The sequence below is a fragment of the Nocardia sp. JCM 34519.1 genome (genome assembly GCF_020361265.1).
Taxonomy (GTDB): Bacteria; Actinomycetota; Actinomycetes; order Mycobacteriales; family Mycobacteriaceae; genus Nocardia; species Nocardia arthritidis_A.
Genome location: NZ_JAIRBR010000010.1, coordinates 253392 through 279113, shown reverse-complemented (window position 1 = coordinate 279113; position 25722 = coordinate 253392). Strand labels below are relative to the sequence as shown.

24 protein-coding genes are annotated in these 25722 nt (G+C 66.8%); 7 read left to right on the top strand and 17 right to left on the bottom strand.

Translation table 11 applies throughout. The features are described 5' to 3' along the window. Window positions 1-122: 122 nt before the first annotated feature. From LGY53_RS24865 to LGY53_RS24845, 5 genes are all read right to left on the bottom strand, one after another. Window positions 123-554, bottom strand: a complete 432-nt coding sequence (locus LGY53_RS24865) for a nuclear transport factor 2 family protein (RefSeq protein WP_225729111.1) — start codon at window positions 552-554, stop codon at window positions 123-125. A 171-nt stretch (window positions 555-725) separates the two neighbouring features. Then, a complete protein-coding gene (locus tag LGY53_RS24860; RefSeq protein WP_225729110.1) occupies window positions 726-1397 on the bottom strand; it encodes a response regulator transcription factor in 672 nt (223 codons plus the stop codon). A gap of 2 nt (window positions 1398-1399) precedes the next feature. Next, the gene (locus LGY53_RS24855; RefSeq protein ID WP_225729109.1) at window positions 1400-2590 is read right to left on the bottom strand and encodes a sensor histidine kinase; all 1191 of its coding nucleotides are present in this window, start codon (window positions 2588-2590) and stop codon (window positions 1400-1402) included. 50 nt (window positions 2591-2640) lie between these two features. After that, the gene (locus LGY53_RS24850) at window positions 2641-4818 is read right to left on the bottom strand and encodes an MMPL family transporter (RefSeq protein ID WP_225729108.1); all 2178 of its coding nucleotides are present in this window, start codon (window positions 4816-4818) and stop codon (window positions 2641-2643) included. An 81-nt stretch (window positions 4819-4899) separates the two neighbouring features. Next, on the bottom strand, window positions 4900-5625 hold the full coding sequence (locus tag LGY53_RS24845; protein ID WP_225729107.1) for an SDR family NAD(P)-dependent oxidoreductase: 726 nt from the start codon (window positions 5623-5625) through the stop codon (window positions 4900-4902). 99 nt (window positions 5626-5724) lie between these two features. Between LGY53_RS24845 and LGY53_RS24840 the strand changes: the two genes are divergently transcribed. Then, on the top strand, window positions 5725-6291 hold the full coding sequence (locus tag LGY53_RS24840; RefSeq protein WP_225729106.1) for a MarR family winged helix-turn-helix transcriptional regulator: 567 nt from the start codon (window positions 5725-5727) through the stop codon (window positions 6289-6291). Here LGY53_RS24840 and LGY53_RS24835 read toward each other — a convergent pair whose 3' ends face one another. Further along, window positions 6292-6645 (bottom strand): MerR family transcriptional regulator, encoded by a 354-nt coding sequence (locus LGY53_RS24835; protein WP_225729105.1) that lies wholly within the window; start codon window positions 6643-6645, stop codon window positions 6292-6294. Between the two features lie 96 nt (window positions 6646-6741). Between LGY53_RS24835 and LGY53_RS24830 the strand changes: the two genes are divergently transcribed. Further along, window positions 6742-7521, top strand: a complete 780-nt coding sequence (locus LGY53_RS24830) for an amidohydrolase family protein (RefSeq protein WP_225729104.1) — start codon at window positions 6742-6744, stop codon at window positions 7519-7521. Window positions 7522-7525: 4 nt separating this feature from the next. Here the strand turns inward: LGY53_RS24830 and LGY53_RS24825 are convergent, their stop codons facing one another. The 7 genes from LGY53_RS24825 to LGY53_RS24795 form a co-directional block, all read right to left on the bottom strand. Next, window positions 7526-8578, bottom strand: coding sequence for an N-acetylglucosamine kinase (locus tag LGY53_RS24825; protein ID WP_225729103.1), 1053 nt, complete (start codon window positions 8576-8578; stop codon window positions 7526-7528). Window positions 8579-8648: 70 nt separating this feature from the next. Further along, the gene (locus LGY53_RS24820) at window positions 8649-9929 is read right to left on the bottom strand and encodes a 6-phospho-beta-glucosidase (protein ID WP_225729102.1); all 1281 of its coding nucleotides are present in this window, start codon (window positions 9927-9929) and stop codon (window positions 8649-8651) included. Beyond that, on the bottom strand, window positions 9929-10819 hold the full coding sequence (locus LGY53_RS24815; RefSeq protein ID WP_225729101.1) for a carbohydrate ABC transporter permease: 891 nt from the start codon (window positions 10817-10819) through the stop codon (window positions 9929-9931). Before LGY53_RS24815 ends, LGY53_RS24820 begins: the two co-directional genes overlap by 1 nt. Window positions 10820-10822: 3 nt before the next feature. After that, window positions 10823-11758, bottom strand: a complete 936-nt coding sequence (locus tag LGY53_RS24810) for a carbohydrate ABC transporter permease (protein ID WP_225729100.1) — start codon at window positions 11756-11758, stop codon at window positions 10823-10825. Window position 11759: 1 nt separating this feature from the next. After that, the gene (locus LGY53_RS24805; RefSeq protein ID WP_225729099.1) at window positions 11760-13100 is read right to left on the bottom strand and encodes an extracellular solute-binding protein; all 1341 of its coding nucleotides are present in this window, start codon (window positions 13098-13100) and stop codon (window positions 11760-11762) included. A gap of 75 nt (window positions 13101-13175) precedes the next feature. After that, a complete protein-coding gene (locus tag LGY53_RS24800; RefSeq protein ID WP_225729098.1) occupies window positions 13176-14360 on the bottom strand; it encodes an ROK family transcriptional regulator in 1185 nt (394 codons plus the stop codon). Window positions 14361-14530: 170 nt separating this feature from the next. Then, entirely contained in the window at window positions 14531-14860 is a 330-nt protein-coding gene (locus tag LGY53_RS24795) for a plasmid stabilization protein (RefSeq protein ID WP_225729097.1), read from the bottom strand. A 204-nt stretch (window positions 14861-15064) separates the two neighbouring features. Here LGY53_RS24795 and LGY53_RS44200 point away from each other — a divergent pair, with 204 nt between their 5' ends. Then, on the top strand, window positions 15065-16222 hold the full coding sequence (locus tag LGY53_RS44200; RefSeq protein WP_225729096.1) for a sensor domain-containing diguanylate cyclase: 1158 nt from the start codon (window positions 15065-15067) through the stop codon (window positions 16220-16222). Window positions 16223-16303: 81 nt separating this feature from the next. On the opposite strand, the gene LGY53_RS24785 is transcribed toward LGY53_RS44200, so the two are convergent. Continuing rightward, on the bottom strand, window positions 16304-17629 hold the full coding sequence (locus LGY53_RS24785) for a DoxX family protein (protein WP_225729095.1): 1326 nt from the start codon (window positions 17627-17629) through the stop codon (window positions 16304-16306). Next, window positions 17626-18174, bottom strand: coding sequence for a M15 family metallopeptidase (locus LGY53_RS24780; protein WP_225729094.1), 549 nt, complete (start codon window positions 18172-18174; stop codon window positions 17626-17628). Before LGY53_RS24780 ends, LGY53_RS24785 begins: the two co-directional genes overlap by 4 nt. Window positions 18175-18260: 86 nt before the next feature. On the opposite strand from LGY53_RS24780, the gene vanR-Sc reads away from it, so the two are divergent. The 4 genes from vanR-Sc to LGY53_RS24760 all read left to right on the top strand — a co-directional run bounded on the left by vanR-Sc (window position 18261) and on the right by LGY53_RS24760 (window position 21634). Then, window positions 18261-18938, top strand: coding sequence for a VanSc-type vancomycin resistance response regulator transcription factor VanR (gene vanR-Sc, locus LGY53_RS24775; protein WP_225729093.1), 678 nt, complete (start codon window positions 18261-18263; stop codon window positions 18936-18938). 10 nt (window positions 18939-18948) lie between these two features. Next, window positions 18949-20019 (top strand): HAMP domain-containing sensor histidine kinase, encoded by a 1071-nt coding sequence (locus tag LGY53_RS24770; protein WP_255665140.1) that lies wholly within the window; start codon window positions 18949-18951, stop codon window positions 20017-20019. Between the two features lie 815 nt (window positions 20020-20834). Beyond that, window positions 20835-21323, top strand: a complete 489-nt coding sequence (locus tag LGY53_RS24765; protein WP_225729091.1) for a YbaB/EbfC family nucleoid-associated protein — start codon at window positions 20835-20837, stop codon at window positions 21321-21323. Further along, a complete protein-coding gene (locus tag LGY53_RS24760; protein WP_225729090.1) occupies window positions 21320-21634 on the top strand; it encodes a WXG100 family type VII secretion target in 315 nt (104 codons plus the stop codon). Before LGY53_RS24765 ends, LGY53_RS24760 begins: the two co-directional genes overlap by 4 nt. Here LGY53_RS24760 and LGY53_RS24755 read toward each other — a convergent pair. After that, window positions 21600-22349: a hypothetical protein gene (locus LGY53_RS24755; protein ID WP_225729089.1), complete on the bottom strand. Its 750-nt coding sequence runs from the start codon at window positions 22347-22349 to the stop codon at window positions 21600-21602. The two genes, LGY53_RS24760 and LGY53_RS24755, sit on opposite strands and share 35 nt — an antisense overlap. Window positions 22350-22432: 83 nt before the next feature. Next, on the bottom strand, window positions 22433-22681 hold the full coding sequence (locus LGY53_RS24750) for a hypothetical protein (RefSeq protein ID WP_225729088.1): 249 nt from the start codon (window positions 22679-22681) through the stop codon (window positions 22433-22435). Between the last annotated feature and the right edge of the window lie 3041 nt (window positions 22682-25722).

The window sequence follows — 25722 nt, the reverse complement described above, 5'->3', positions numbered from 1 at the left end:
AAATCCTTTATCAGTCATACAGTCGAACCTAGAAGCACCACGCCGCACCGACGATGCTTCCATTTGGGGATTCTTTACGTCCCAGGGAGAAGGCGGCACTGGGGAACCCGATTCGCGTCGATTCAACCGACGGGCGGGGCGGGGATGTCGGCGACGGGGAGTTCGAACTCGGGGTCGGCGCCGTAGGGGTGGTCGATGACGAATTTCCAGGTGCCGTCCGCTTGCTGCCGGACGACCTCGATGCCGTTGTGGGACAACTCTATCGGTGCGCCCGCCGTATCGGTGCCGGTGATGATCCACTGGCTGCGCAGCAGTGCGATATCGCCCGCGCGCGTTACGTGGTGGACGATGATCCGCATGGTGGGGGTGAGGTTCACGTAGCGGGCCATGGCCTCGCGGATGCCCTGGTCGCCGGTGGCGACGGTGCCGCCGTCCTCGGCCAGTCGGCGCACGCCCGCTCCCGCCTCGTAGAGGGAGCAGGCGCGTTCGAGGTCGCCGTCGTTGAACGCGTGCGCGAGTTCGTAATCGACCTGTTCGGGTTGGTATGCGGGCATTTCGTCGAATCCGTTCTGATCGGCGGCGAACCGGGTTGCCTTGTGCGAGTAGGAGATCGGGCCGCGACACACGTTACTATATGCGTGCGCACGCACGCAAATGTTGCCTGGTACGCGAAAAGCGTTGGAGCGCAATCAGACACCACCTCGAAAGTATTGCCGCACAAGGCATCAGCGCGGCGGCTCGACCCGAACCAATCCGGACTGGAATGCGATGACGACCAGTTGGGCGCGGTGGCGGGCGCCCAGTTTCGACATCGCGCGCTGCACGTGCGTGCGAATGGTGAGTGGACTCAAGAACATTCGTTCGGCGATCTCCTCGTTGGACAGCCCCTCGGCGACCAACTCCACGACCTCGCTCTCCCGAGCCGTGAGCGCGGTCAGCGTATCGGCGGTGACATTGTGCACCGCGGGGCGGGCGAGGAAGTGGGCGATGAGTGTCCTTGTGGCAGTGGGGGACAGCAGGGCATCGCCTGCGGCGATGGTGCGGATGGCGCTCAGGAGTTCTTCCGGGCCCACGCTTTTGCCGAGGAATCCGCTCGCCCCGGCACGCAGCGCCCTGGCCACGTATTCGTCGAGTTCGAAGGTGGTGAGGATGAGTACCCGGGTGGTCTGCAGATCCGGATCTCGGCAGATCTCCTGGGTCGCGGCCAGACCGTCGAGATCCGGCATGCGGATATCCATCAGGACCACGTCGGGTTTCGTCGCGCGCGCGAGATCGATTGCCTGCCTTCCATTTCCGGCGACGCCGACCACCGTCATATCGTCGGCGGAATCGATCAGCATCCGGAAGGTGCCCGCCAGCAGCGCCTGGTCGTCGGCTATCACGACGCGGATGGTCATCGTCAGTTCTCCTGCCCGCGCGGTTCCAGCGGCAGTCTCGTCGACACCTCGAAGCCGCCGCCCGGCCGGGATCCGGCCAGGAATTGCCCGCCGACGGAGAGGGCTCGCTCGTTCATGCCGATCAGGCCGAATCCGGCTTCGCCGGGCTGCTGCGCGCCGTCGGCGTCGTTGGTGACGGTAATCGTCAGCAGCGAAAGCGAATAGGCCAATCGGACCGAAACCGCCGCCGCCGGAGCGTGTTTGGTGACGTTGGTCAGGGCCTCCTGCACGATTCGATAGGCCGTCAGATCGACACCGGGGGAAAGTTTTTGTGGCTCACCGACCACCGACAGCGAGACGCGCAATCCCATCTGCTCGAACGAGGCGAGCAGTTCCGGGAGGCGGGACAGTCCCGGCGCCGGTTCCAGCGGAGCCTCCGGATCGTCCTCGCGGCGCAGCAGTCCGACCGTCGCCCCGAGTTCGCGCAGCGCCGACGCGGTGGTCGCGGCCAGCTGATCGAGAACCTGTTGCGCCTGTTCGGGTTTGGTGCGCACCAGGTACGCGGCGGTGGATGCCTGCGCGTGCGCGAGCGCCATGTGGTGGGCGACGATATCGTGCAGTTCGCGGGCGATGCGGACCCGTTCCTCGGCGACGCGGTGGCGCGCCTCGTCCTCCCTGGTGTGTTCGGCCAGTTCCGCCCGCGCGCGCATGGCGGCGAGATAGTTCTTTCTGCTGCGCGACATTTCGGCGAAGGCGCCGGCCAGCAGGAATCCGGCGACGAGGGTGACCCGGCCCGCGCCGAAGAGCGGGCCGGGCCGTAATACCAGGGCCGCGGTCAACAGCACGATCCCGGCGAGCGGCGGGTAGACGTACTCCGAATCGCGATCAGCCCGCCAGCCGACGGAATACGCCGCGACGAAGGTGGGGCCGACGAGCGGCGCGGAGATGTCGTACCCCATCGCCGCGAAGACGATGCCGCAGCCGGTGGTCACCGCGAGCACGGCCCGCGGGCGGCTGCGATGCCACAGCAGCGCGACGGCGGCGATCGCGGCGACCGGAACGACCGAGGGGGAGATGGGCCGGACGATTTCGGGTGCGCGGCCGTTGGTGTCCAATGTGCTTGCCAGGAGCGCGATCCCGCACAGCGCGACCGCGAGGGTGATGTCGACCAGCCGCGGATGACGTTGCAGCGGCTGCCACAAGTCTCTGGACATCGGCTCCCTTCCTGTGCACCGAAACTAAGGCCTTCCCCGCGCTGGCCGCATCACTCGTGGGCGGATACGAGTTCGCCTGTCTCATCGGGTGTGTCGAGATCGCGCAGACTGTCGCCCTCGATATCCACGTTGGGCAGGATCCGCCCGAGGCGGCGCGGCAGCCACCACGCCTTGTCGCCGAGCAGTGCGAGCACGGCCGGAACCACCGACATGCGGACGACGAACGCGTCGAACGAAACCGCCGCCGCCAGGCCGATTCCCATCATCTTGATCATCGAATCGCTGGTGCCCGCGAATCCGGCGAAGACGGCGATCATGATGGTCGCCGCGGCGGCGACGACCTTCGCGTTGTGCCGGAATCCGGTGACGACGGCCGCGGCGGGAGATTCGCCGTGCGCGTAGGCTTCCCGGATCCGGGTGACCAGGAAGACCTCGTAATCCATTGCCAGGCCGAATACCAGGCCGATGAGGAATATCGGCATCAGGCTCATCACGGGCCCGGTCGCCTCGACGCCGAGTTGATCGGCCAGCCAACCCCATTGGAATACCGCGACGATCACGCCGAGCGCCGCACCCACCGAGAGCAGGAAGCCCAGGGCCGCTTTGAGCGGAACCAGCAGTGATCGGAATACGATGATCAGCAACAGGATTGCCAGCCCGACCACCACCGCCAGGTAGGGCAGCAGCGCGTCGGTGAGCTTCTGCGACATGTCGATATTCACCGCGGTCGACCCGGTGACCAGCATCCGCGCCCCGGTCTCCGAACGCAGCACGCCCGACTCGGCGCGCAGGGTGGGCACCAGATCCTTGGTCGCGTCGGCGGTCGGCGATGTCGCCGGTATCGCGGTTAGCACGGCGGTGTCACCGGCCTGATTGGGCATCGGCGGGGAGACCGAAACGATTCCCTTTGTCCCCGTGAGGAGTTTCGCCGCCTCGGCCATCGCGGCCTTCGGGTCGGCCGCGTCCTTCGCATCGACGACCACCGTGAACGGTCCGTTGGCGCCGACACCGAATCCCGCCGCGAGCGCATCGTATGCGCGGCGCTGCGTGGTGGAGGTCGGTTTCGTCGCATCGCTCGGCATGCCGAGCGTCAGATCCCGCACGGGCAAGGCGAGCGCGCCGAGCCCGGCCACCGCGATCAGCAGCACCGGGATCGGCCTGCGGATGACGAAGCGTGCCCAGCGAACTCCCAAGCCGTCCTTGGTGTTTCGGTCCGTGCGGGTGCGGAACCCGCGTGGCAGCACCGCGTTCTGGAGGAAGCCGAGGAGCGCGGGCAGCAGGGTCAGCGCGATCAATACGGAGACCAGCACGGTACCCGCCGCCGCCGAACCCATCTTGGTGAGCACGGGCAGACCGACCACCGACAGTCCCGCGAGCGCGATGACCACGGTGAGACCGGCGAAGACGACCGCCGACCCCGCCGTGCCCACCGCGCGGCCCGCGGCGTCGACCGCGCAGTGCCCGGCGGCGCGCTCGGCCCGGTAGCGGGAGACGATGAACAGCGCGTAGTCGATGCCGACCGCGAGCCCGAGCATCATGGCCAGCATGCTGGTGGTGAACGACTGGCCGAGCGTCACGATGGCGGCGACGCCGCAGCCGATGCCGACCAGCGCGGTGATGAGCGGAAGTCCCGCCGCCGCAAGGGATCCGAAGGTGATGAGCAGCACGACCGCTGCGACGGCGACGCCGATCACCTCGGTGGGGCCCATCTCGGGCGGCGCTTGCAGCACCGTGCCGCCGAATTCGACGGTGAGCCCGGAGGCGCGGCCCGCGTCGCCCGCCTTCTCTAATACGGACTTGGTCGCGTCGGTGATGTTGTTGCTGGCGGCGTTATAGCTGATGCTCGCGTAGGCCGTCGTCCTGTCCTGGCTGACCGTGCCCGCCTGGAACGGGTCGACTGCGCGTGCGATCTGCGGTCCGTGCGCCACATCCGCGACCACCTTGTCGACCACCGCCTTGTTCTGCGGGGCGGTGATCTGCTGGCCGGGCGGCGCCGCGAAGACGATTCGCGCGTCCGCGCCATCGGATTCGAGTCCGGGGAAGCGCTGATCGAGCAGGTCGAATGCCCGCTGCGATTCCGTGCCCGGCATGGAGATCGCGCTGTCGGCCGCATCCGGCGATCTGGCCGCGCCGAATGCCAGCACGGCCAGCAGACCCAGCCAGAACAGCGCGACGATCCGCCGTTTCTCGAAGCAGAACCGGCCGAGCCGGTTGAGAAAGGTAGCCATGGGCTCGATGATCTAGCCGCGGCCCGGTAGTCGTCGTCATACAGGTGCAGGCATTCGGCCGTACTGAAGATGCAGTAGTCGCTATCGACTGGTGAATGCGCCACCGTTCACATTGATTACCTGCCCGGTGATATGCCGGGCGCCGGGCGAGGCGAGAAAATAAATTGTTTCCGCGATATCCGAGGGCGCACCGGCTCTGCCGGTCATCGTGCGGGAGATCAGATAGTCGATGCGGTCCGCGGTGAGTTTGTCGTGGAAGAATTCGGTGTCCTGAATATATCCCGGTGACACCACATTCGAGGTGATCCCGCGCGGGCCGAGTTCGCGGGCGAGGTCGACATTCCAGGCCGCCACCGCGGCCTTGGCGGCGCCGTATGATCCGGCGCCCTGGTCCGCGGCGATCGAGCCGATATGAACGACGGTCCCGCCGGTGGCGAGACGGTCGCCGACGGCATGCGTGGTCAGCACCGCGCTGAGCACATTGGAATTGAGGTTGGCCAGCCATCGGTCGGCCAGCGCGTGCAGCCCATCTCGCGGCGTTGTGGTGAAGTCGGTATTGCCGCCCGCATTGTTGACGAGGACGTCGATTCGGTCCGGCAGCTCGGCGACGGCGGCGGCCAACTGGTCGGGATCGGTATTGTCGCAGGGCAGGGCGTGCACGTTGTCGCCCAATGCGGCAGCGCATTTTTGCAGAATCTCTTCGCGGCGTCCGGTGATATATACTTCGTCGCCTTCTTTGCTGAATCGGTCGGCCACCGCGTAGCCGATCCCGGTTCCTCCGCCGGTGACCAGAACGGTGCGAGTCATAAGTCCTCCAATCGATCTATTTAGGTCTAAACGCTAGTAGCGTTCAGTGCTGAACGTCAACCGGTTTATCCTTGTCGGCATCGAATGAGGAGGTACTTCATGGCGCTCGCATCGGACACCGGCGGCGGTTCCGATCCGGACCCGGTGGACGAGATCGCCGAGGCGTGGCAGCGCGAACGGCCCGGCACGCCCACCGAGTCGATCGGCATCGTCACCCGCGTCTGGCGGCTGGCCAAACTATTCGGCGAAGATCGCAGAAGGGTTTTGGCGGACGCCGAAATCGATTCGGCCACACTGGATCTGCTCAGTGTGCTGCGCCGTAGTTCGCCGCCCTACACGCTGACCACCAGGGAACTCGCCAAACGGACCCTGGTCACCGCGGGCGCGATCTCGCAGCGGGTGGCCCGCGCCGAAAACGAAGGTCTGGTGCAGCGCCGTCCCGGCCCGGACGGACGAAGCGTCCTGGTCAAGCTGACACCGGCGGGGCATCGGCTGGTGGAGCGCACGGTCGACCGAGTGCTCACCAGAGAGGTCGAACTCTTATCCGGCCTGAATCCGGAACAGCGCGGCCGGCTGACCGAGCTGTTGACGATCCTGCTGCACGATGTGCAACGCCGCCGCGACGACCGCGGCGTCTCCCACGTCGGCGATCCCGCCGACCTCTGATCAGCCCACGGATTCGGCGGCCTCGATCACCCGCCGCAGCGTTCGCTGCGCATCGGCCAATTCCGTTGCCCGCTCATCCAATTCGGCCAGCCGGGTGCGCAGCGTCGACACGATGCCCGGGCACGGGCGCAGCGAGCCGTCGCCCAGCGCGCACGGCAGTACCTGCTTGATCACCCGGGTCGGCAGGCCGGCGGCGAGCAGGGCGCGGATCTGGTGCACCGTGTGCTCGGCGGACCCGTCGTAGTCGCGGTATCCGTTGGCCTGCCGCTGCGCGTCGAGCAATCCGGTGCGCTCGTAATAGCGGAGCTGGCGCTCACTGGTGCCGGTACGTTCGGCCAACTGCCCGATCAACACCCGCGCAAATCCCTTCGCTTGACCTTGCCACAATGTCAAGGTTCAACACTCGGTCGGCGGTCGTATTCCGCAAACCGAACCAACCCGGAGGATTTCGTGATCATCGACGCCCACAGCCACGTGCACGAGCCGGTGCGCGACCACATCGCACTGCTCGACGAGGCAGGTATCGACCGTGCGGTGCTGTTCGCCACCCGCCCGCATCCGGAGCGGGCCACCGATCTGGCCACGTTCCGGGACGAGATGAGCGTGCTGGCGACCGCGCTGGACGGGCGCTCCGATCCGGAGAGTTTCCGCACGGCCTGGCGGGAATTGGATGACGCGCTCGCCGCACACCCCGACCGCTTCATCGGCTTCGGGACGGTCCGGCTCGATCTGGCGCCCGACGACATCGAGGAGTACGTCGCGCGTGAGGTGGCCGGCCGCGGCCTGCGGGGCATCGGCGAGTTGACACCGCCGCCGGGCGCGGCCGCGCGCATCGAGCCGGTGCTGCGCGCCGCCGCCGACCACGGCGGGCTGCCGGTGGTCGTGCACGGTTACGCCCCGACCACCAACGACGATCTGCACACGCTGGCCGAATTGGCGCGCCGCTATCCGGTGCCCCTGGTGATCAGTCAGGCGGGCGGGGCGAACTGGCTCACCGCCATCGAACTGGTTCGCGACACCCCCAATATGTATCTCGAATTGTCAACCGCCCCGGTGATTTTCGCGGTGAAGCTGGCCATCGCCGAACTGCCGGAGCGGACGTTGTTCGGCTCGGACGCGCCGTACGGCGATCCGCTGATCTCCCGCACCACGATCGAACGGGTGACCACACCCGGTGCGGTCCGCGACGCCGTACTCGGCGAGACGTTCGCGGCGCTGCTGAAGCTCTGAACCCTCAGTCGCGCACCGGAGTTCGCTGCCCGTCCGCGCGCGGCGAAACGCTCGGCATGATCGTGGTCGGGTAGGCGTCGCGCAGGCGGTGCCGGGCGGCTGGGGTCGCACCGATGTGGTCGAGTCCGAGCAGTGCGGCGCCGAGAACCGGTGGGGCGACGACGATCCGGGGCTCGGCGAGCGGTGCGGCGGCGGCGAGCCGGGCCGTGACATTGTCGATCAACAGCGGTTGCCTGGCGGCGAGCACACCGCCGCCGAGGACCACCGGTGTCGGCTGATCGAGCAGTTCGAGCCTGCGCAGCGCCACCAGCGTGAGCCGGGTGATCTCGTCGGCCTGCCGGTCGACCAGCCGCAACGCCGTCGGATCGCCCGCCTCGGCGGTGTCGAAGAGCACCCGCACCAGCTCGTGCAGGCGATGTTCGGCGAGCTCGCCGAGATGGATCGCCTCGGCCACCGCATTGGCGCCCGGCAGCCCGAAATACGTTCCGATAGCGGCGGATAACGCGGTCGGCTCGCCCCGGCCGTCCTCGGCGCGGGCCGCGTGCCACATGGCCGCGGTGGCCATACCCGAGCCACCGCCCCAGTCTCCGGTCAACGCGCCAAGGGCCGGGAATCGCGCGGTCCGCCCATCCGGTCGTAGCCCGACGCAATTGATGCCCGCCCCGCACACCACCGCCACCCCGTGCGGTCCGTCGGTGCCCGCGCGCAACAGACCGAAGGTGTCGTTGGTGACGGCGGCCGTCCGGCCCCACGGCTCGGACGCGATGGCGGCGTGCAGCCGTTCCTCTTCAATTGGCAAGTCCACGTTGGCCATACAGGCGCTGACCCGGGTGGTGAGCAGTCGTCCCGGCCGCAGCCCGGCCTGTTCGGTGACGGATTCGACCAGCGGGCGGATGCCGCCGATCGCGCGTTCGGCGCCGTCGCGGTACGGGGCGTAACCCGCACCGCGGGCGGTGGCGAGGACGGTGCCGTCGAGCGCGACCAGGGCGATATCGGTTTTGCTGTTGCCGCCATCGATCGCGAGGACGCCGGGAACCTGCTCGTGCCCACCCGTCATCCGACCGCCACCCCCCGTCGAATCATCATCTGCTGCCCGTTCGATTCCGTTGGGGCCGGGCATGATTCGTTCATGCCCAGGCCAGATAGGCGCGATTGTGGGCGATGAGCTCATCGGTGAGCCGGTCGGCCGTATCCAGCTGACCGACCAGCGGGTGCGCCAGCAGCGCGTCGAATACCCGGTCGCGCCCGCCCTCCAGCGCGGCTCGCAGCGCCAGCTCCTCGTAGGCGGCGGTATGCGCGATCAGTCCGGCGAAGAGCGGTTCGACCGGCCGCTGCGGCAGCGGGCGCACCGTGCCCGCGTCGACCCGCGCCTGCACCTCGATAACGGCGTCGTCGGGCAGGAACGGCAGCGTGCCGTCGTTGCGGGTGTCGACGACGTGTACGCCGCCGCCGGTGCCGAGCAGCGCGCCGAGCAACTGCACCGCTGCCTCGGAATAGTATGCGCCGCCGCGTTTTTCGAGCAGCGCCGGTTTGGTGTTCAGTGCCGGATCGGCATAACTGTCCAGCAGTTGTCGTTCGATGGCCGCCACCTCCGCGGCCCGCGAACCCTTGGTCCGCGATTCCGCGACCACCGCGTCGTGCTGATAGAAGTAGCGCAGGTAGTACGACGGTACGACGCCCAGCCGTCGGACGAATTCTGTTGGCAGCCGGATATCTTCGGCGATCTGCGCACCGAAGTCGGCGAGCAGTTTCGGCAGCGCCTCCTGGCCGGTCTCCGCGCCGGGCCGATCGAGCAAGGTGACCCCGCGCTCCCAGGTGAGATGGTTGAGGCCGATATGGTCGAGCCGGATCAGCTCGGGATCGACGCCCAAGTGCCGCGCGAACTTTCGCTGGAATCCGATCGCGACATTGCACAGTCCGACGGCTCGGTGCCCCGCGTTCTGCAGCGCGCGCGTGACGATGCCCACCGGATTGGTGAAGTCCACGATCCACGCCTCCGGGCAAGCGGCACGGACCTTTTCGGCGATATCGAGCACAACGGGCACCGTGCGCAGCGCCTTGGCCAGCCCGCCCGCGCCGGTCGTCTCCTGCCCGACACAGCCGCAGTCCAGCGGCCAGGTCTCGTCCTCGTTGCGCGCGGCCTGCCCGCCGATCCGCAGCTGTAACAGCACGGCGTCGGCGTCGCGCACGGCGTCCACCGTCGCGGCGGTCTCGATCCGCCCTGGATGCCCCTGCGCGGCGAGGATCCGGCGGGCCAGTCCGGCAACGAGTTCCAGCCGATCGACGGCCGGATCGATCAATACCAGCTCGCCCACCGGCAGTGTGTCGGGCAGCCGCGCGAAACCGTCGATCAATTCCGGGGTGTAGGTGGAACCGCCGCCGACGACGGCGAGTTTCAGTGCGGACATCAGCCTTTGACCCCTGTCAGTGTCACGCCCTCGATGAAGGCCTTCTGGGCGAAGAAGAAAAGGATGATCACCGGCGCCATCACCAGCAGCGTCGCGGCCATGGTGAGATTCCAATTGGTGTGGTGTTCGCTCTTGAACGACTCGAGGCCGTAGCTGAGCGTCCAGGCGGCCGGATTCTCGCTCGCGTAGATCTGCGGTCCGAAATAGTCGTTCCAGCAATAGAAGAACTGGAACAGCGCGACGGCGGCGATGCCGGGCCGCGACATCGGCAGCACCACCCGCAGCAGTGTGCGCAACGAGCCACAACCGTCGATCCTGGCCGCCTCCAGATATTCGTCGGGAATGGTGAGCAGGAATTGCCGCAGCAGAAAGATGGAGAACGCGTCGCCGAAGGCCAGCGGCACGATCAGCGGCCACAGCGAGCCGGTGAGGTGAAACTGCTTGGACCACACCAGATACATCGGGATGACGGTGACCTGCGGCGGCAGCATCATCATCGAGATCACCGCCATCAGCGCCAGATTGCTGCCGCGGAAGCGGAATTTGGCCAGTGCGTAGGCCACCGGGATGCTGGACAGCAGGGTGAGCGCCGTGCCCGCCGTCGCGTAGACGAGCGTATTGCGCCACCAGGTGAGGAATCCCGGTGTGCGCCAGACCTTCACGTAATTTCCCCAGTGCCATTCGGCGGGCAGCAGGTCGGAGGTGAGGGCCTGCCGGTCCGACATCACCGAGGTAAGGAAGAGGAAGACAAACGGCATCAGGAACAGCAGCGCGGCGGCGATCGCCAGCGAATGCGTTGCCACCCAGCTCAATACGTCGCGGCGGTGCGCGGTCGTCGGCTCCGCCGGGGGACCGGTCACCGGGGCCGGGCGGGTCGTTGTCAGCGTCATGACTCAATCTCCTTGCAGGAAGCCGGATCTGCGCCGCAGCAGCAGCGAGGTGAAGGCCATGGAGATGGCGAACAGGAGTACCGCGACCACGCATGCGGAGCCGGTGTCGAAGCGCTGGAAGCCGAGGTTGTAGATCATCTGCGGCAGGGTCCAGGTGGACCCGTTCGGGTAGCCGGGCTCGAAAGCCTCACCGCCGCCCGCGACTTTGCCGCTGGCCACCTTTCCCGCGACGATCGCCTGGGTGTAGTACTGCATCGTCTGGATGACCCCGGTGACCACGGCGAACAAGACGATCGGCGTGATATTCGGCAGCGTGATGTACCGGAATCGCTGCCACGGCCCGGCGCCGTCGAGTTCGGCCGCCTCGTACTGTTCGCGCGGCACGTCCAGCAGTGCCGCCATGAAGATGACCATCAGATCGCCGATGCCCCACACCGCGAGCATGGTCAGCGCGGGTTTGGACCAGTCCGGATCGGTGAACCAACCCGGTTGCGGCAGACCGAGTTCGCCGAGCAGATGATTGACCGGACCGGTGCCGGGATTCAGCAGGAAGGCGAAGGCGATGGTGGCGGCCACCGGCGGCGCCAGGTAGGGCAGATAGAACACGGTGCGGAAGAATCCGAGCCCGGTCTTGATCTTGGTGACCAGCAGCCCGATGCCGAGCCCGAACACCACCCGCAACGAAACCATCACCAGCACAAGCCACATCGTGTTGCGCAGCCCCTGCCAGAAGAACGGATACTTCCCGAGCACGTAGTTCCAGTTCCGCAGCCCGGTGAAGGTCGGCGCCGAGAAGCCGTCGTATTTGGTGAACGAGAAGTAGACGATCGAGATCAGCGGGTAGACGAAGAAGACGCCGAAACCGATCAACCACGGCGCGAGGAAGGCGAGCGTGCGCAGCGCGGAGCGGCGTCGCCTGCGGGCGAGTGCGGTGGCCATCTCACTTCGCCTGTGCGATCGCCTCGTCGACTTCCTTTGCGGTAGCGGCCAATCCGGCCCGCAGATCGGTCTGCTTGCCCGACTCGTAGTCGTAGCCGAAGTTGCGCAGCGAGATCTGGTAGGCGCCGCCGTTGATGCTGGCCGGGGTGGTCGAGGAATTCGGGTTCTTGGCGATATCGATGAAGGTCTTGAAATTCGGATCCGCCACCAGGTCGGGGGAATTCAGCGCGGCGTTGGTGCTCGGCACATTGTGGATGGCGTTGGCGAAGCGCACCAGCGCGCCGGTGTCGGTGGTCAGATACTTCACGAACTCCCATCCGGCCGTTTGCTTCCTGCTGGATTTCGCGATGCCGATGATGGTGCCGGTCTGGTACCCGCGGCCGTAGGTGTCGGCCTGGTCGTCCGGCACCGGGAAAGGCGCTGTGGCCCAATCGAATCCGACCTTGTCATCGGCCAGCGACGCGGTGCGCCACTCGCCGTCGAGTGACATGGCGACCTGACCGGTCTCGAACGGGTTCTTGGCGCTGAACTCGTCGCCGAAGGTGGTGCGGTACTTCTCCAGCTTCTCGTAGCCGCCGAGCTTGCCGATCAGGTTCTTCTGCCAGGTGAACATCGCGGCCACCTTCTGATCGCTCGCGAGATTCGACTTCCCGTCCGAGGCGAAGTATTTCGCACCGTACTGGCCGAGATAGTGCATCGCCGTCGTCTCGTAGCCGTGATAGTTCGGCATGAAGCCGAGCTGTTTGTAGCCATCGCCGTTCGGGATGGTCAATTTGACTGCGTCGGCGTCGAATTCGCTGAACGTCTTCGGTGGTGCGGTGATTCCGGCGGCGGCGAAGGCGGCCTTGTTGTAGTACAGGCCGTAGGTGTCGCCGAGCAGCGGCAGCGCACACTGATCGCCCTCGAACCCGCTGTACTCGAGCATGGCCGGGGGAAAGGTCTTGGCCGGATCTATATTGTCCTTGCGCAGCAACGGATTCAGATCGATCCACACATTGGCGGAACAGAATTTGCCGACCTGATCGGTGCTGAAGGAGGAGACCACATCCGGTGCGTCGGAGCCGCCCGCGCGCAGCGCCTGCTCGATCTTGTCGTCGGATACGTTGCCGACCAGCTTGACGTGAATGTTGGGGTGCAGCTTCTCGAACGCGGCCACATTGTCCTGGATCGCCTTCACCTCGTTGTCCTGGCTCCAGCCGTGCCAGAACGTGATGGTGACGTCCTTGCCGGATGCCGAACCGTCGTCACCGCCGCCGGAACTCTGCCCGGTACATGCGGTGAGCAGCACGGTGGTGGTGCATGCGGTGAGCGCGGCGAGGGTGCGAAGCGTTGGTTTGCGCATGTGACGGATCTCCTGGTGCGCGCGGCACCCGATGGGTACTGCTGGGCGGAACTGGTGGTGCGGGGTCGAGCAGAACTAGTGGGTGGAGAAGACGGTGTCCCGCGCGGTCGCCGCGGCCCGCTGTAGCGCGCCGTGCAGGACCGACGATCCGGGAACGGTGCTGCAACGCACCTCGGGCCGGGGCATGGTGAGCTCGGCGAGCGCGTCCTGTACCAGTGCGCGCAACGGCTCCCCGCCCGCCCTCGGCACCGCACCGGACAGGATCAGCACCTCCGGATCGACCACCGAGACGATCGCGGCCATGCCGAGGGCCAGGCGGTCGGCGAATTCGGCGAGGAAATCATCGCCGGCGCCCGGGGTCTCGACGGCCTTGGCGACCGCTTGGGCGGCCGTCGGCGCGGTCAGCCCGTGCTTGCGGGCGAGCGCCAGAACCGCTGGGGCGCCTGCCAATTGCTGGAAGCCGCCGGAATTCTTGCGCCGCACATCGTGCACGATCGGCGCGCCGGGCAGCGGCATATAGCCCACCTCGCCCGCGCCGCCGGTGAAGCCGCGGTACAGCTGGCCCGCGATCACGATGGCCGCGCCGACTCCGGCGTCGGCCCACAGCAGCACGAAATCCTCGCAGCCCTGGGCCGATCCGTGGATCTGTTCGGCGACGGCGGCCAGGTTCACGTCGTTCTCGATCATCACCGGCGCGCCGATGGCGCTCGTCAGATCGTCGAGCAGGGTGGGGGAGTGCCAGCCCGGCCGGTGCGCCGCGTACCGCAGCCTGCCGGTGGCCGGGTCGAGTGCGCCCCCGATGCCGATGACCACGTCGCTCAGCGCGTCATCGGCGAGTCCGGCCAGCTTGACCGTTTCCGAAACGGCCTGGGCCACATGGGGAATGGTTTCCGCGGCGGCCCAGCGCCTACTGCTCACGCGGTGTTCGGCGAGGGTGGTTCCGGTGATGTCGGCGACGGCGATCCGCACCTCGGTGTTGGTGACGTCGAGCCCGGCCACATATCCGGCGGCCGGATTCACCTGGTACAGCTGCGCATTCGGCCCCGGGCCGCCCGCAGCGGTGCCCACCGGCACTACCAGCCCGGCTGCCTCCAGGCGGAAAAGCAGTTGTGACGCAGTGGGTTTCGACAGGCCGGTGAGCGTGCCGAGCTGGGTTCGGGAGAGCGGCCCGTTGGCGAGCAACAGTTCCAGTGCGGCGCGATCGTTGATCGCGCGCAGCAGGCTGGGCGGCCCGGCGAGGGTGTGTCGCGTATTGGCCACTGCCGCCCTCCCTCCCCATCCCCTGCGATGGATTATTAGGAAAGTTTCCAATTGTTTGAGCAGCGACCGTACGCCTACCCGACTGGGCTGTCAATCACCCGCCGGTGGGGTCGGAAATTGTTGCCGCCCCAGCAAATTCGCAACAAACTCAGGGTGGGGCGGATCGGCGGTCAGCTACGGCCGAGCGCGCTGGCCAGTTGGCTCTTGGTCATCTTCGAACGTCCCTTGATATTGCGTTTCTTCGCCTCGTTGTAGAGCTGATCGCGGGTCGGGCCCTTGGGTCCGCCGCGCCCGGATCGCAGACCGCCCCGCCGCTGCGGCGACATATCCTCGACCGAACTGCGGCTCGCCGTCTTGGACTGCCCGGATTGCGCGCGGTTCTTGTTCACCGTCCGCGCCGCGATCTCCTTGGCCCGGCCGGTGCTCGCGCCGCGTTTCGCGGCCGAATCCTTGATGTGCTCGTACTGACGTTCCTGTTTGTTGGTCCATTCCTTCGGCATCACACACCTCCTTGCGCAGCGGATACCCGGCAACGAGCCGGGTACGCAGCGCGACAGCGCGCAGATCGGATGTGATGCGGCTTACACTGCGTTAGGTTGCTGCACTGTGGCTGAATGGAGAAGCGTCACCTGAGCGGCAGTGGTGACGGCAGCGGAGTCAGGTCAGTGGTTCGGGAGGTTGTGGTCGACGCCGAGGGGTAGTCCGTGAGCGAGCGAGCCATCGATACAGCGCATGTCACGACCGAGCGCGGAAGTGGCTTGGGCGTTGGTTTGCGGCTGCTGCGGGCCTGGTGGGGCGAGGGTGTCGACTATCGCTGGGTGGTCGGCGCCATCGAATCCCGCTCCGCGCTGGGGGTGCTGAAGTTCGCCATCGGGTTGTGCGGCGTGGTCACACCGATCATGAGCGTGCTCATCGCGGTATCCCCCGCGGGCCCGGAGAATTCGGTCGCGCGGACGACGCTGTGGTTACTCGCACTGGCCGGCCTGGTGTGGGGTTTGCGCTGGTGGGTGCTGCCGTGGCCGGGCGAGGCGGAATCCCTGCTGCTGATCGCCTCCGCCGACCTGTGCGTCACCGCGGTCTCCGTGCTCAGCCCCGGCCTGGTGGTGCGGTCGGTCGGGATGGTGCAGCTGCTGATCGTCGGGGTGTACGTGAGCGCCTTCCACTCTCCGAAAGTCCTTGCCGCGCACACACTGTGGTCGATCGCCACGGCGGTGACGGTGTCGGTGCCGCTGCTGACCGGCGGCGACGCCACATCGGCGGCCATCATGCTGCTCGGCATGGCGATGGCGGTGGTGGTGCCGCCCGGGCTGCAGTTCTGCTACTGGGTGCTGCGCAGCGATATGCTGTCCGATCCGCTGACCCAGCTCTGGAACCGGCGCGGTCTCGACTATCACTCGGCGATCCTGCTCGGACGTCCCGGCGCGCTGCCGATCTGCGTCATCATGGTCGACCTGGACCGCTTCAAAGCCGTCAACGACACGTTCGGGCATTACGCGGGCGACGAGGTGCTGGTGCGCACCGCCGCCCGCCTGCGCGGCACCGCGCCGGCCGACAGCGTCGTCTCCCGGGTCGGCGGCGAGGAATTCGCGATCGTGCTGCGCGCCCCCGCCGCCGGTGCGGTCGAGGTCGCCGACCGATTGCGCCGCGCCGTCGCGGGCCCGATCGGCTCCATGTCGGTCACCGCCAGCATCGGCGTCGCCCGCGCCGAGGTCCGCGAGACCGGCCACCGCTACGGGCAACAGTTGATGCGCGAGCTGATCCGCTCCGCAGACAGCGCGATGTACCGGGCGAAGCAGCGCGGCGGTAATGCCGTGGTGGCCGACGATTCGGTGGTGTTCCGGGCGAGCGGCGTCTCGCGTTAGCGTTCCCGCCAGGGATGCTGTTGTTCAGCTTCGGGCGTAGCCGATCACATGTGCTGGAAGCTGATCACTGTGCGCGAATCGTCAAAGGTTCGGGCGGTTCTGTACCCAGTGGAATCCGATGCTTCGTTGGGGAAAGGTGTCGGGGTCGATTCGGTCGAGGGTGATCGTCACCTGATGACCGTCCAATTCGCCTGTGAGCACGGCCTTTTCCGGTGCTGGTTGCTGGAATAGCAATGTGGTCGGCGGTGTGCCTGTGGTGAACCGGATTCGATGGTCGGCGGCGTCCACGTCGACGGGAACGGTTACCAGGGTATCGTCCATCCGCTGGTAGGTGATTACCTCGGGATAGTCGAAAACAACCTTTTTCCAACGGGTTTCGTCGGTGGTGAGCGGTGGCGCCGGCCGGCCGTCGCGGGTGTACTCCGATACCGACCAGATGCCGTACAGCGGAGGTTTGGGGCGGTCGGGCCCACCGGTACGCCACGCGTGCCAACCGCCTTGCACCAGCGCCACCGTGGTCCAGATGCCGAGCGCCGCCTGCGCCAGCGCCGCGATACGCCGGGATCTCTTGCCTTGGAACGGATACGGCACATCGGAAGGACCGGTGGTGCGGTTCAGCAGCAGTACTCGCGTCAGCCGCCGCGCCTCGGGCGCCAACAGCAGAAGTGACATCAGCAGCAGGTGCGAGGACGAAATCTTTTCCGGCACATCGAAGGTCATGTTCAGCACGAAGATTTGAAGCGTATCGATCATGGCCAGCAGCGCGCCGAGCAGCGCGGTCCGCGGTATGAAGAGCAGGATCGCCGCGGCGATTTCCGCGGCGCCGAGCAGCATTTCGTACGGTCGCGAAACACCTACCTGCGACCACAGCACTGCCATCGGCGTGAAATCAGCGTACGGGGTGAGCAGCCTGGTCAGCGACGGCTGCGGCATCTGGGTCGGAATCGCCTTGGCGAAGCCGAAACTCAGCATCTGACCGGCCAGCGACAGCCGGATGCCGAGCAGGAACCAGCCCGCGAGCGTGCGATAGTGCGTGCGGCGCCGGTCCAGTACCGACCACACCGCGGCTCCCGCCACCGCCACCACCAGGATGCAGAACAGCAGCACCCAGAAGATGATCTGATCACCGACACCGTTCGAATACAGCTGTGCGGTCACGCCGAATACGTGCTGGCTCACCCAGTTCAGGGCGGGCTGCGATTTCCGGATGGGCCAGAGCGACGCGTACTGCCCCAGTCGGCGGCCGAACCATCCGGTGAACACGAACACGATCGGCGGAGTGAGTAGGCAGAACAAGCCGAAGTACAGGAAGCAGAATCGAAAAGCGATGCGGGTGAACGGTTTCCACCGCACCTGATCGAGAGTCACCGCGGCGGCTCGGGCTTCGGCCAACGACGCGCCGGTCACTTCCGCATCCTCGGATCGTGTGCGGGGTCGGGATACATGGGAGGGCAACCATATTCGCTCGCCTCCGGGCGAAGTTCGTAGTGCCAGGGCTCGTTGCGATAGATCTGGCACAGTCCGTAGTCCGCGCCGTGCTCGGATAGCCACACCCTGGCGTCGAAGCCGAGATCGACCGCATCGCCGGATACATGCGCGGATGCGTCGGCGGTGGCGACCCACCGGGCGGCTTCGGCCTCGGAGCCGTACCTCGCGACCGCCGCACGGCGAAGTCGATGCTGGTAGGCCGGAGAACGCCATCCGCTGTTGACGTAGAACCGGATGCCCGCGTCGGTCGCCGCCTCGCGCAGGGCGCGCAGCAGTGCCGGATTCAGGTTGGCTATGGCGGGATATTCGTCATCGAACACCGTGACGCCGCGGGGGATCGCGCCATCCGCCACGGCAATCCTACTGCCGCGCAAGGGTATCCATGACGAGCGGTGGACGCAGGTTTTGATGATGGTCGCGACCACGCCGGTGGGTCTGCGAATTGTCGCGGTTGTCTGACTCATGCTGCCAGTCAAGGCAATGCGGTGTTGCCCGCCCGTATGTGATTTTCGGTATGCCGACGATATGCGCGCGCTCGTAGCATCCGGATATGCGAGTCTTGGTTGTCGAGGACGAACCCTATATGGCAGAGGCCATTCGCGATGGTCTGCGTCTGGAAGCGATCGCGGCCGATATCGCCGGTGACGGCGACACCGCACTGGAACTACTGAGCGTCAACGCCTACGACATCGCCGTCCTCGACCGCGACATTCCGGGACCCTCCGGCGACGAGATCGCCCAACACGTCGTCGCCTCCGGCAGCGGTATGCCGATCCTGATGCTCACCGCCGCGGACCGGCTCGACGACAAGGCATCCGGATTCGGACTCGGCGCCGACGACTACCTCACCAAACCGTTCGAACTGCGCGAACTCGTGCTGCGGCTGCGAGCCCTCGACCGCAGGCGCGGTCACCGCAGGCCACCGGTGCGGGAGATCGCGGGCCTGCGGCTGGACCCGTTCCGGCGCGAGGTCTATCGCGACGGCCGCTATGTCGCGCTCACTCGCAAACAGTTCGCGGTGCTGGAAGTCCTGGTGGCGGCGGAAGGGGGAGTCATCAGCGCCGAGGAACTCCTGGAGCGGGCGTGGGATGAGAACGCCGACCCGTTCACCAACGCCGTGCGCATCACGGTCTCGGCACTGCGCAAACGCCTCGGCGAACCCTGGATCATCGCCACCGTCGCGGGCGTCGGCTACCGCATCGACACCGAGCGCGCGGTTCGTGGCTAGGGCGCCCGGATTGAGCGTTCGGCTCAAACTCACCCTCAGCTACGCCGGATTCCTCATGCTCGCAGGCGTTTTGCTGCTCGCCGCCGTGTGGGCGTTCCTGCTGCGGGGCGTGCCCGCCAGCAATCTCGTTCCGCACCGCGCCAATATCCGGCGCGTCTTCGACCCCCACAACTTCGGACCGAGCGTATTCGGCACGGCGGTGGCCTTGGTGCTGGTGTTCCTGCTGATGTTCGGGCTCGTGGGCGGGTGGATTCTCGCCGGGCGCATGCTCGCCCCGCTGACTCGCATCACGGAGGCCACCCGGCTGACCGCCGACGGGTCGCTCTCGCATCGGATCCGGCTGCCGGGCCGCGGCGACGAATTCCGGGAACTCGCCGACAGTTTCGACGCCATGCTCGAAAAACTGGAAGCCCATGTCGCCGAACAGCGCAGGTTCGCGGCCAACGCTTCCCACGAACTGCGCACCCCGCTGGCGATCACCCGAACCCTGCTGGACGTCGCCCGTCGAGATCCGAAGCGCGACAGCGACGAACTCATCGAGCGGCTCCGCACCGTCAACGCGCGAGCGATCGAACTCACCGAAGCATTGCTCCTGCTCAGCCGCGCGGACCAGCGGTCGTTCGCCCGGGAGCGCGTCGACCTGTCCCTCCTGGCGGAGGAAGCCGCCGAAACGCTGCTTCCGCTGGCGGAGAAGCACGGTGTCACCATCGAGACCTCCGGATCCATCGGCCCCGCCGTCGGTTCACCCGCACTCCTCCTGCAGATGACGATGAATCTCCTGCACAACGCCATCGTCCACAACCTCCCCGAACACGGCTGCGTGCGGGTCGACACCGCCACCGGACCCGGATCCGTCCTGCTCACCATCGAAAACACCGGGGATGAGCTCACCGCGGGACTCGTCGCCACGCTCACCGAACCGTTCCGGCGCGGTACCGACCGCATCCGCGGCGATCATGCGGGTGTCGGTCTCGGGTTGGCAATCGTGAAAAGTATTGTCCAAGCACACGATGGGACACTCGCTCTCACCCCGCGGGCCGGGGGTGGGCTGCGCGTGACGGTGGAGCTGCCGGTCCGCTGACCTGTTGCGGATTACGTTGTTCATGCGCGTCTTTCGGCTTCTCGTGCGTGCAATAGTCAGCGGGGGAAGCGAATTGTTGTGCGCGGATTTCGAATCGACGGGCTCGTCGATGGGGCGCGCGCCACTACGGCGACGGGATCGCCTCGGTCTGACCGCGTGGTGCGATGGTATGCGGCGGTGCGGTCCCAAGTCAGTGTGGGAAGCGAATTGGTGTGGGTGGACTTCGAATCGACGGGCTCGCTGATGGGTTGCGCTACTACGACGGCGGAATCGTCTCGGTCTGACCGCGTGGTGCGTTGGTATGCGGCGGTGCGGTCCCAAGTCGGCGTGGGAAGCGAATTGCTGTGGGTGGACTTCGAATCGACGGGCTCGCCGATGGGTTGCGCTATTGCGACGACGGGGTCGCATCGGCCTGACCGCGTGGCGCACTGGTTGCGGCGCTGCGGTCCACCCGTGGATGTCGTTAGTCCCGGATAGCTTTCAGCTTCTCGTGTGTGCAGTAGTCAGGGCCGCGACTCGATGGGGGTTGTGGTCGGGCATAGGGCGGCTGCGCGAAAAGCCGATTGCCCTACTCGAACTTGGACGCGCTACCGCGACCACGGAACCGTCGCGTGTCGGTATGCGGCGTTCGGGTCCCACCACGGATGCCGTTGTTCCCGCGTAGCTTTCAGTTTCTCGCGTAACCAATCGCATGCGCGGGAAGTTGATCGCTATGCGCGAATCGCGGGTGAGCGAGCCGCGGTGAATTCGATGGAACCGATTGCGGTTCGGTTGCGTCGGTATAGGTTGACGGATCTCTCGGAACGGGGGCACGGATGGACGCCAGGGCAAAGGGCGCGTCGGAGGCGCGCAACGAGGTATTGGGCGACCGGATTGAGGTGCTGCTGGCGCAGTTCGAGCAACAGCGGCGCGAGATCGCCGAGGCGAGGGCGCGGGTGGCGGCGATGACGGCGGAGGCGTGGTCGCCGGACCGGCTGGTGCGGGTGGTGTGCGATGCGTCCGGGGTGCCGAAAGAAGTCCATCTGGTTCCGGAGGCGTTCAAGCGTTCGACGCCGGAAAAGCTGGGCCGGGCGATGGCCCGGGCGGCACGGGCGGCCGCCGCGCTGGCCGAGGAGCGGTCCCGGGCCGCGTTCGCGGCGAGCATGGATATCGCGGACGCGGCCCCCGACCTGCCCGACCTGGTGCCCGGTGCTCCCGGGATCAAAGAACTCTTCCAAGAGATGCTGCCGGATAGTTCGCAGCCGCAGGCCATCGACGAGGATGAGTACTACCGCACCGGTTCATACCTGAGGGACGGACGATGACCAGCCTCGACGTCGATCCGGAAGCCTTGCGGCGCACCAGTTCTCGCTTCGACGATGCTGCGAGCACAGTTGCGACGGCGCTGACGAAACTGCGGCAGACGCTCGACGCCGGAGGCGAATGCTGGGGCACCGATGCGGCAGGGCAGGCGTTCGCGAAAAACTATGAGCAGGCCGCCGAAGCCGGGTTGAAAAGTATCGATGGCCTGGCCGGTGTATTCACGAAACTCGGTGCGGCCGTTGTGAAAGTCGCCGACGGAATGCAGTCGCGGGATGCCGTCAACGCCGCCGCCACCAGCGGGCTCGCGACCTGATATGGGTATCGAGATCCCGGATTCCCTGCGCTCTGCCGCGAAACTGGTTTTCGAAGAGGGGGATTGGCCGCAGGGCGACGAGACCGCGATGCGGCGTGCCGCCGCCGCGTGGCAGGAGATGGCCACCGCGCTCGACGGCAGCGAAACCGATTCCGAGCGGCTGATGCGCGATGTGTTCGCCGCGCTCAGCGAGGGCAAGACCCACGACGGGTTGGCCGAATACTGGAAACGGATCGGAGGCGATCAAGGTGCGCTGCACAGTCTCGTCGAAAAAGGCCGTGCGCTCAGCAAGAACCTCCGGGATGGTGCCAGCGATATCGAGCACACCAAACTGGTGATCATCGGTGCGCTCACCAGTTTCGCCATCCAGGCGTCGGCAGCACTGTCGCAGTCGGAGAAGCTGTCCGAAGCGGCGGAGGCCGCCCGAAAGGCCACCCAGGTCACCATCAAGATGGCGATGCGCGAACTCGTCCAACGCATGCAGTCCCGCACGGTAGCCGGCGGCATCTCGAACGACGACTGGCAGCGCCTCGGATCGAGCGCCTTGACCACGGATATCGACGCCGCCGCCGACACGGCGTCCACGGTTCGTTCCGCGGACAAGTCCGCGTCGATGGTCGCAGGCGACGTGATGTCGGCGAGCCGCACCGAAGATCTCACCGGCACGAAACCGTCTACAGAACGTACCGTACCCGAAACCACTGCGACGCAGCATGATTCAACCGTCCAGCACGGTCCGGATGGTGATACACCGTCGGAGAAACTCGTCGCCACCAGCCGCATATCGACGCCACCCGATCAACCCGGCACCACCGCGAACCAATCCGTTCCCGAAACCAAGCCACCACAGGACACACCGGCGAATCCGGCAAACCAGTCCACCAGTCCGGACCCAACCAGATACGGATCACTGGACCTACCGGAAGTCGTCCACCCGACGAACGCCAACACACCGACCGATTCGGCACCGACCACCACCACACAACCCACCGCACACGACGCCCCCACCACCGCCGAAACACAACGCAGCACCTCAACCTCGACCACCCCCCAACCGCACCAGGAAACCCCGACAACCACGGAACCCGCACCACGGCAAACCAATCCGACACCCACCGGTCCAAACCCGCCCTCATCCCCGAGCACAGACCCAGGCCAACGCCCAAGCGCCACAACACCACAGCCGAGCGTTCCGGCTCACCCGAGCAGCCCGGTCCACCCGAACGTCCCGGTTCAGCCCACTACCCCGGTTCAGCCCACTACCCCGGTTCAGCCGAGTATTCCGGTTCAGCCGAGTGTTCCGGTTCAGCCCACTACCCCGGTCCAGCCGAGCGTCCCGGTTCAGCGGAACCTCCCGGCTCAGCCGACTACCCCAACCCAGCCGAGTTTTCCGGCGCAGCCGAGCGTTCCGGGTCACCCGAGCAGCCTGGCGCAGCCGAGTGTCCCGGCTCAGCCGAGCATCTTGGTTCAGCCGAGTGTTCCGGCGCAGCCGACTACCCCGGCGCAGCCGACTGCCTCGACGCAGCCGAGTGCTCCGGCGCAGCCGAGCCTCCCGGTTCAGCCGACGACCCCCGCGCGGCCGAGCGTTTCAGGTCAGCCGAGCGTTCCAGGTCAGCCGAGCGTTCCGACCCAACCGAGCACCCCGAGCCAGCCCATCAACCACCCCACCCCGGCGCGATCCGAAATAACAACCACCCCAACCCATCCCGGCCCCCCGCAAACTACCGACGGCAACCCTGCCGCATCTCACCGTCCGTCAACCGACGCGCCTGCGCCAACGCAGCCCGGCGTACCGCAACGTACGGAAGCCACCCCTGTCCAGGCCCGCCCGTCAACCGACGTGCCCGCGTCGATACAGACCGGCGCTCCCCAGCGCACTGACGCCGTCCCCGTACAGGCCAGGCTGTCATCGGAAGCCGATTCGCCCGCCGCGCCGACGAACTCCGGCACGCCACCGCGAACAGATGTGGTCGCAGCCCCGGCCAATCTGCCAAGAACCGAAACACCAACCGCACCAACGAGTCCCGCCACCCCGCCCCGAGCTGATGTTGCTCGTGTGCCGGATTCTCCTGTCGCGCCGGCGACCCCTGGCACGTCGCAACGAGCAGATGCCGTTGCGGCCAAGGTGCCAGCCGGTGCCGAAACACCGGCCGCGTCAACGGGTCCGGCTGCTCCGCCGCGAGCTGATACTCCGGTCGCGGGTCGTATGCCGTCCGGAGTCGATGCACCCGCTACACCGGCGACCCCTGGCACGCCGCAGCGAGCAGACGCCGCTCCGGTCGGGGTGCCGACCGGATCCGAAACACCCACGGTGCCAGCGAACCCCAGCGCGCCAGAGCGACACGACACGATTTCCGCTCCGACTCGTCTGCCATCTGGATCGGAATCGCCCGCCGCGTCGTCGCATTCGGGTGCATCGCAGCGCAGTGACGTCGGTCCGGGACCGACTCGTGTGCCGGCTTCGCCTGTCGCACCGGCGCCCCCTGGCATGCTCGAGCGACCAGATGCCATTCCGGTCAGGGTGCCAGCCGGTGCCGAAACACCGACAGCGTCAACGTATCCGGCTGCTCCGCCGCCGGCCGATGCTTCGGGCCCGGGTCGCGTGCCGTCCGGGGGCGATACACCTGCTACACCGGCGACCCTTGGCACGCCGCAGCGAGCAGATACCGCTCCGGCCAGGGTGTCGTCCGGTGCCGAAACACCGGCCGCACCAACGAATCTCGCTCCGCCGCGAACCGATGTTGCTCCGGTTCCGGGTCGTGTGCCGGACTCGCCCGTCGCACTGGCGCCCTCAGGCTCGTCGCAGCAAACAGATGCCGCTCCGGTGAGGATGCTGACCGGATCTGAAACTCCTACGGCACCAGCGAACCCCAGCGCGCCAGAGCGACACGCCACGACTTCCGCGCCGGCTCGCGTGCCGTCCGGGGGCGATGCACCTGCTACACCAGCGACCCCTGGCACGCCACAGCGAGCAGATGCTGTTCCGGCCGGGGTCTCGACCGAAACACCGACGGCACCAATGAACCCCAGTGCGCCGCAGCGATCCGACGCGATTTCCGCTCCGGCTCGGTTGCCAGCCGGATCGGAATCTCCCGTCGCGCCATCGCATTCGGGTGCATCGGAGCGAGGTGACGTTGGTCAGGGGCCGACTCGTATGACGGATTCGCCTGTTGTATCGGCGACTCTTGGTACGTCGCAGCGAGCAGATGCCGTTCCGGTTAGGGTGCCAGCTGGTGGCGAAACACCGGCCGCGTCAACGGATCCTGCTGTTCCGCCGCGAGCCGATGCTTCGGCCTCGGGGCGTGTGCCGTCCGGAGTCGATTCGTCCATCGCGCCGATGGCCCCTGGCACGTCGCAGCGAACAGATGCCGTTCCGGCTAGGGTGTCGACCGAAACACCGACGGAACCAATGAACCCCAGTGCGCCGCAGCGGCACGACACGGTTTCCGCTCCGGCTCGGTTGCTATCTGGATCGGAATCGCCTGTTGCGCCTTCGCATTCGGGTGCGTCGCAGCGAAGCGAGGTTGGTTCGGGGTCGGCTGGTGTGCGATCTAGTTCGGAAGTGGCTGTCGTGACGCCGCATTCGGGTGTGCCGGTGCGAACGGACTCCGGTCCGGCCCCGACGAGGTCCGAAGTGCCGCCGCAAATCCCTTCGAATGCACCGCAACGTACGGACTCTGGTCCCGTAGCGGCGCGCCTGTCGAGTGGCGTCGATACGCCTTCCGTGCCAACTCAACCTCGCACGCAGGAACGTGTCGAGGTGAGTCCTGTCGTGCCTAAGCCGTCCTCACCTGCCGCACAGGGCTATTCGGGCGAATCGCAACGCCTCGACGCCGGTCGTGCTCAGTCTCGCTCGACAACCGGATTCGAATCGCTCGGTGTGCCGACGAGTTCCGCGGCGCCGCAACGGACAGACGGTCCCGTAGCACCTCAGATGGCGGTGCGAAACGAAACGCCATATACCGCAACGCACGAAGGTTCGCCGCGCTCCGAGCTCGGTGCGGACCAGTCCGTGCGGCAGGAAGTACTGCAATCCGGCAACCTGCGGCGTTCCGAGGACGTTTCAGTGGCGTCGTCGGTAGCCCACG

Coding starts and splice junctions, on each gene's coding strand:
- LGY53_RS24865 (WP_225729111.1), bottom strand. CDS start 554: ATGCCCGCATACCAACCCGAACAGGTCGATTACGAACTCGCGCACGCG.
- LGY53_RS24860 (WP_225729110.1), bottom strand. CDS start 1,397: ATGACCATCCGCGTCGTGATAGCCGACGACCAGGCGCTGCTGGCGGGC.
- LGY53_RS24855 (WP_225729109.1), bottom strand. CDS start 2,590: ATGTCCAGAGACTTGTGGCAGCCGCTGCAACGTCATCCGCGGCTGGTC.
- LGY53_RS24850 (WP_225729108.1), bottom strand. CDS start 4,818: ATGGCTACCTTTCTCAACCGGCTCGGCCGGTTCTGCTTCGAGAAACGG.
- LGY53_RS24845 (WP_225729107.1), bottom strand. CDS start 5,625: ATGACTCGCACCGTTCTGGTCACCGGCGGAGGAACCGGGATCGGCTAC.
- LGY53_RS24840 (WP_225729106.1), top strand. CDS start 5,725: ATGGCGCTCGCATCGGACACCGGCGGCGGTTCCGATCCGGACCCGGTG.
- LGY53_RS24825 (WP_225729103.1), bottom strand. CDS start 8,578: ATGACGGGTGGGCACGAGCAGGTTCCCGGCGTCCTCGCGATCGATGGC.
- LGY53_RS24820 (WP_225729102.1), bottom strand. CDS start 9,929: ATGTCCGCACTGAAACTCGCCGTCGTCGGCGGCGGTTCCACCTACACC.
- LGY53_RS24815 (WP_225729101.1), bottom strand. CDS start 10,819: ATGACGCTGACAACGACCCGCCCGGCCCCGGTGACCGGTCCCCCGGCG.
- LGY53_RS24810 (WP_225729100.1), bottom strand. CDS start 11,758: ATGGCCACCGCACTCGCCCGCAGGCGACGCCGCTCCGCGCTGCGCACG.
- LGY53_RS24805 (WP_225729099.1), bottom strand. CDS start 13,100: ATGCGCAAACCAACGCTTCGCACCCTCGCCGCGCTCACCGCATGCACC.
- LGY53_RS24795 (WP_225729097.1), bottom strand. CDS start 14,860: ATGCCGAAGGAATGGACCAACAAACAGGAACGTCAGTACGAGCACATC.
- LGY53_RS24780 (WP_225729094.1), bottom strand. CDS start 18,174: ATGAGTCAGACAACCGCGACAATTCGCAGACCCACCGGCGTGGTCGCG.
- vanR-Sc (WP_225729093.1), top strand. CDS start 18,261: ATGCGAGTCTTGGTTGTCGAGGACGAACCCTATATGGCAGAGGCCATT.
- LGY53_RS24765 (WP_225729091.1), top strand. CDS start 20,835: ATGGACGCCAGGGCAAAGGGCGCGTCGGAGGCGCGCAACGAGGTATTG.
- LGY53_RS24760 (WP_225729090.1), top strand. CDS start 21,320: ATGACCAGCCTCGACGTCGATCCGGAAGCCTTGCGGCGCACCAGTTCT.
- LGY53_RS24755 (WP_225729089.1), bottom strand. CDS start 22,349: ATGCTGCGTCGCAGTGGTTTCGGGTACGGTACGTTCTGTAGACGGTTT.